Genomic DNA, 5,388 nt, shown 5'->3' with positions numbered 1-5,388 from the left:
GCGCGAGTGATCAGGTCGTGAACAGTCGCGCCGCCAAGTAGACCGGCCATATGGGTCGTCATGTTGTCGGCTAACCAACTATGTAGATCATCCGCCGAGTTGAAATTCTTACCCTTAATCATTGGCCTGAACTCGCTCAGGAAGGTCTCGGGAAAGTCCTTTGCTTCGAGAGCGCTTATGACATCGTCGCCTGACGCCGGGTAGGGCAGGCCATCGATAACGTTATCGAGATTATACGTCATAGCCATCACATCACCCCCACTCATGGTTATTTCACCTTCAACGTTTCCAATAATCTCGTTTCTAAACGCGTTAAGGAATGTAGGATATTAAATGGGAGAGGCCCGGTTCGTTTACGAGGCCGGATTGCTGACCCGCTTCTCGCAAGCGTGTTCATGGTACGGATTCTGACTCCCGCCTTCTGGCTTCTTCCTCTAAGGAATTGCTTTTTAGCTTGTCAAATGTATAGAATGAGAGGGGATAATAACAATATAATAGATAGCTTGCCGGGCTTTACACGGCAACCGAGGTCACAGAAGGATAGTTAAATGAAGGTATTGTTATCAGGTAATGAGGCGATAGCGCACGGCGCGTATGTCGCAGGTGTAAGCATGGCGACGGGCTACCCGGGTACGCCAAGCACCGAAATACTCGAGACTATTGTGAAATACGAAGAGATAGAAGCCGCATGGGCGCCCAACGAGAAAGTGGCGCTCGAGGTTGCTATAGGCGCATCTTTGGCAGGGTCACGGGCGTTGGTTACGATGAAGCACGTGGGGCTTAATGTCGCAGCAGACCCACTGTTTACACTCGCGTACACTGGAGTAAACGGCGGGCTTGTTATTATCTCGGCCGATGACCCCGGGATGCATAGCTCGCAAAACGAGCAGGATAACCGTAACTACGCGAAGGCCGCAAAAATACCGATGCTTGAGCCGAGCGATAGCGAAGAGGCGGCGTGGCTTGTAGACGAGGCGTTTAAGATCAGCGAGATATTCGATACTCCCGTAATTCTGAGAACGACGACTAGGGTAAACCATTCGAAATCCCTTGTGGAGGTCGATGTCGAGAGAGTAAGGAAAGAGTCGGCGTACGAGAAAAACCCTCAGAAATATGTCATGATTCCGGCGTATGCTAAGAGTCGACGCGAAGTGGTCGAGAACCGGCTTAATGCGCTCTCAGAGTTTGCAGAGCAGTTCCGCGGAAACCGTGTTGAATGGGGAAACCGTCATATCGGGTTCATAACCAGTGGTGTTTCATATCAATATATAAAAGAGGCGTTTCCAGACGCATCCGTTTTAAAGCTAACCATGATATACCCGCTTCCAAGGAAGCTCATAACCGATTTTATCGAGCAGGTCGAGCAGGCAATCGTCGTCGAGGAACTCGATCCGTTTATCGAAGAGCAAATAAAGATTTGGGGGCTTCCGGTATCCGGCAAAAGGTTTATCCCCGCAATCGGTGAACTCAATCCCGATATTTTACGGGATGCCTTGATCGATAGAGAAGATGACACCGCGGAGGAGTCGGAGACGATTGATATCGAGTTGCCCGGCAGGCCGCCGATGCTCTGCGCGGGATGCCCGCACAGGGGTGTGTTTTATACCTTAAATAAGCAGAAACTGGTGGTGACCGGCGATATCGGGTGCTACACGCTCTCCGTATTACCGCCGCTCGAAGCGATGGATACTTGTATCTGTATGGGAGCGAGTATTGGAAGCGCCACCGGTTTCCAAAAAGCGACGGGCAGAAAAGACGTCGTCGCAGTTTTAGGAGATTCGACGTTCGTGCATTCAGGGATAACGCCGCTCATCGATGCCGTATATAACGGTGGCTTTACAACGGTGCTTATTCTCGACAACCGCACTACTGCGATGACCGGCCGGCAGGATCACCCTGGAACCGGAACGACGCTAAAAGGCTACGAGAGCCATCCGCTCGATATCGAAATGATAGTAAGGGCGACCGGCATACGATCGGTAAGAGTCATCGACCCTTATGACCTAAAAGCCGTAAAGGAAGCCATAAAAGAAGAAACCGCGAAAGAAGAACCATCGGTAATTATATTTAGAAGAGCGTGCCTGCTTGTCGAGAGGCCCAAAGCTAAGCCGTTGATGGTGACACGCACATGTAACGGTTGCAAAGCTTGCATCAAGTTAGGGTGCCCTGCGATTTCATGGAGAGAAAAACGCGCCGAGATCGACCCCGAGACATGCTCGGGCTGCGAAGTGTGCGTCCAGGTATGCAAGAAGGATGCCATTGTCGAGTATGCCAAGGTCGACCAAGGCGCAGGAATATAATGGAGAGCATATGATAAGCGATGTTAAGAATATATTATTAGTAGGAGTAGGCGGACAAGGGATTATCCTGGCGGCGGATGTTTTATCGCAGGTGCTGGTGAACGCCGAGTATGACGTCAAAATGTCGGAGATACATGGTATGAGCCAGCGTGGCGGAAGCGTTAATACAATGGTGCGATTTGGAAGCAAAGTATTCTCTCCGCTAATCGACAAAGCGAAAGCCGATTATATCCTAGCATTCGAGCAGCTCGAGGCCTTGAGATGGAGCGATTATTTGAAGCCGGGCGGCGTGTTTATCATGAATACTCAAAAGATAGAGCCCCTTCCGGTGCTTCTTGGAAAGGCGCATTATCCGCAAAACATAGACGAACTGATCCGCGGCAAAGGCATCAATCTTCTTGCAGCCGATGCGGATACCCTTGCGGAAGAAGCGGGCAGCAAGAAGGCGGCAAACATAGTTCTCCTGGGATGCCTGGCGGCGCTCATGCCAATCGATCGGGGCGTCTGGTATGCGGCCATCGAGCGCAGAGTGCCCCCTAAGACCGTTGATATAAACAAACGGGCTTTCGATATCGGGTACGATCTCACATCAAAACCGGCATTTATTGTCTAGCGCGGGTTAACACAGTAGAATTACTATTTAACAAGCGAGTTAAGAATCTTCAGAAATGACTATCCCTATCCGAAAGGGGGCGAGATAATCAGCTTTTCCAGCAATACGTAACTACTACTAAATGTAATCTAATGGGAGGTAAGCGGATGAAGAAATGGATTGTCGCGCTTCTGGTAATCGCCCTAGCGGTTTTCATGCTGGGATGCCAGGCGGCTAAGACAGAGACAACCCAGTCGAACACTGGTTCGAGCGAAAAATCAAAAGAAGCGTCTAACGAGCCTTATGTCATCGGGGCGGTCGTATCTGTCACAGGTCCGACAGCGGCGCTTGGAGTACAGGAGAAAAACACGCTTCAGATGGAAGTAGATAAGATCAATAAAGCGGGCGGGATTAATGGACACAAAATCGACCTCAAGGTCGAGGACGATCAGAGCGATCCGAAGAACGCCGTTATCGCTGCAAGTAAGCTTATTGATGAAGAACATGTTATCGCACTTATAGGCGGCACGGGCAGCCCGGCTACCTTGGCTATGAAGCCAAAGACAGCCGAGGCGAAAATACCGCAGATCGCAATGGCGGCCGGCATTAAGATTACTGAAGCGCCGAATGAGTGGATAGTTAGAACCGCTCAGAGCGACGCCGTAGCGGTACAAAAGGTAATCGATTACATGAGCAAAACATTGAAGATCAAGAAATTCGCTATTCTCAGCGATGCTAATGCATTCGGGCAGAGCGGTTCGACAGAGCTAAATAAACTGGCTCCAAAGGCCGGGCTTGAAGTCGTTGCTTCTGAAACATATAAGACCGATGATACAGATGTCAGCTCTCAGTTAACCAAGATTAACGGCGCAAAACCCGACGTCGTTGTAGTATGGGGTACCAACCCTGGTCCTGCTGTTGCGGCAAAGAGTATGAAACAGCTCGGCATGAAGATGCCCTATATCGGCAGCCACGGCATAGCAAACAAAACGTTCTTGACGCTCGCCGGGTCTGCGGCGGAAGGCGTTGTTTTCCCGGCCGGGAAAATCCTGGTATCCAGCTCGGCGACAGGCGATCAGGCGGACGTAATCAAAGCCTTTATGTCGGATTACAAAGCAAAATACGGCGAGAATGCCAACTCGTTCGCAGGCCACGCATATGATGCGATAAATATCCTAGCGAACGCGTTGAAAGAGGCCGGAAGCGACAACGAGAAGCTGCGCGATGCAATCGAGAAGACAAAAGACTTCGTCGGCATCAGCGGCATCATTTCCTACGGTGCGGATAACCATGACGGTACCGCCGGCTCTGATATGATCATGGTCGAGGTAAAAGACGGCAAGTGGATCGAGAAGAAGTAGGTATCGGTAAAGTAACCGATTGCTATGAGTAACTCAATACCAACACACGAAGAGAGCGGGTACGCCACCCGCTCTCTTTTGTCTAGCGCAACCCTGCAAAACCATGTATCCTATGGATAGCCAAAAAAACCGGCGATTCGACTATAAACAAGCTGATATCGGATAGTATATCGGCTTGAATATCTTAAGGTGTGATCGCAGCTTATATGCAGTTTGATCAATTCATGCAATACCTGATAAGCGGAATAACAAGCGGAAGTATCTACGCGTTGATAGCGCTAGGGTTCACGTTAATATATAACTCCACGCAACTCATAAACTTCGCGCAAGGCGAATTTGTAATGCTCGGGGGGTTGATTACCGTATCCCTCTATACTGCCGCCGGGCTCCCGCTGGTACTAGCGATCATCATAGCGATTGTTATCGTAACAGCGATAGGCGTGATATTCGAGCGCCTGGCAATACGACCTTTGCGCAATTCGTCGATAATCACCTTGATCATAGTAACCGTTGGCGCATCTATCCTTTTTAAGAATGTGGCCATGATACTGTGGGGACGCGACCCGCAAACGCTGCCGCCATTTACCGGCGATAAGCCGATATCGGTGCTCGGCGCGTCGGTTGTTCCCCAAAACCTCTGGGTGGTCGGCATACTGCTGATTACCGTTATACTGCTCCAGGTGTTCTATAAACGATCGATAATTGGCAAAGCGATGAAGGCCTGCTCGATCAATCCATCGGCGGCCCGGTTGATGGGGATAAACCCCTCGTTTATCGTCATGCTCTCATTTGCTATGAGCGCGGCGTTCGGCGCGGTAGCCGGCATCCTTATCACACCTATTTCAATGACAAGCTACTCGGTTGGGAGTTTCCTAGGATTAAAAGGGTTTGCGGGTGCGGTTCTCGGTGGGCTGGGCAATCCGCTTGGAGCAGTCGCCGGCGGTCTTCTGTTGGGAGTGCTGGAGTCCTTAAGTGTTGGTGTTATCGATTCGGGATACAAAGACGCGATCGCCTTTCTGATATTGCTGCTGGTTCTTTTCCTGAAGCCCAGCGGAATTCTTGGCGTTCGAATAAAAGAGAAAGTGTAGCGGAGAGTATCGATGTCGGATATTGGAAAACTCCTTAAATCTAAATG

The 5,388-nt window shown here is 50.3% G+C and carries 5 protein-coding genes; 4 read left to right on the top strand and 1 reads right to left on the bottom strand.

Annotated elements, in window-relative coordinates:
- The coding region (locus ACYC56_RS11815) for a hypothetical protein (RefSeq protein ID WP_461374383.1) at positions 1-266 on the bottom strand (266 nt) is incomplete at its 3' end.
- Between the two features lie 282 nt (positions 267-548).
- Here ACYC56_RS11815 and iorA point away from each other — a divergent pair.
- The 4 genes from iorA (at position 549) to ACYC56_RS11795 (ending at position 5,341) form a co-directional block, all read left to right on the top strand.
- Entirely contained in the window at positions 549-2,300 is a 1,752-nt protein-coding gene (iorA, locus tag ACYC56_RS11810; protein ID WP_461374382.1) for an indolepyruvate ferredoxin oxidoreductase subunit alpha, read from the top strand.
- Positions 2,269-2,913: an indolepyruvate oxidoreductase subunit beta gene (locus ACYC56_RS11805; protein ID WP_461374381.1), complete on the top strand. Its 645-nt coding sequence runs from the start codon at positions 2,269-2,271 to the stop codon at positions 2,911-2,913. Before iorA ends, ACYC56_RS11805 begins: the two co-directional genes overlap by 32 nt.
- A 146-nt stretch (positions 2,914-3,059) precedes the next feature.
- Positions 3,060-4,253, top strand: coding sequence for an ABC transporter substrate-binding protein (locus tag ACYC56_RS11800; protein ID WP_461374380.1), 1,194 nt, complete (start codon positions 3,060-3,062; stop codon positions 4,251-4,253).
- Positions 4,254-4,459: 206 nt separating this feature from the next.
- Positions 4,460-5,341, top strand: coding sequence for a branched-chain amino acid ABC transporter permease (locus tag ACYC56_RS11795; RefSeq protein ID WP_461374379.1), 882 nt, complete (start codon positions 4,460-4,462; stop codon positions 5,339-5,341).
- The last annotated feature ends 47 nt before the right edge of the window (positions 5,342-5,388 follow it).

It is taken from the genome of Candidatus Aquicultor sp. (assembly GCF_054640775.1).
The sequence above is the reverse complement of the archived record's forward strand: the minus strand, read 5'-3'. Positions and strand labels throughout refer to the sequence as shown.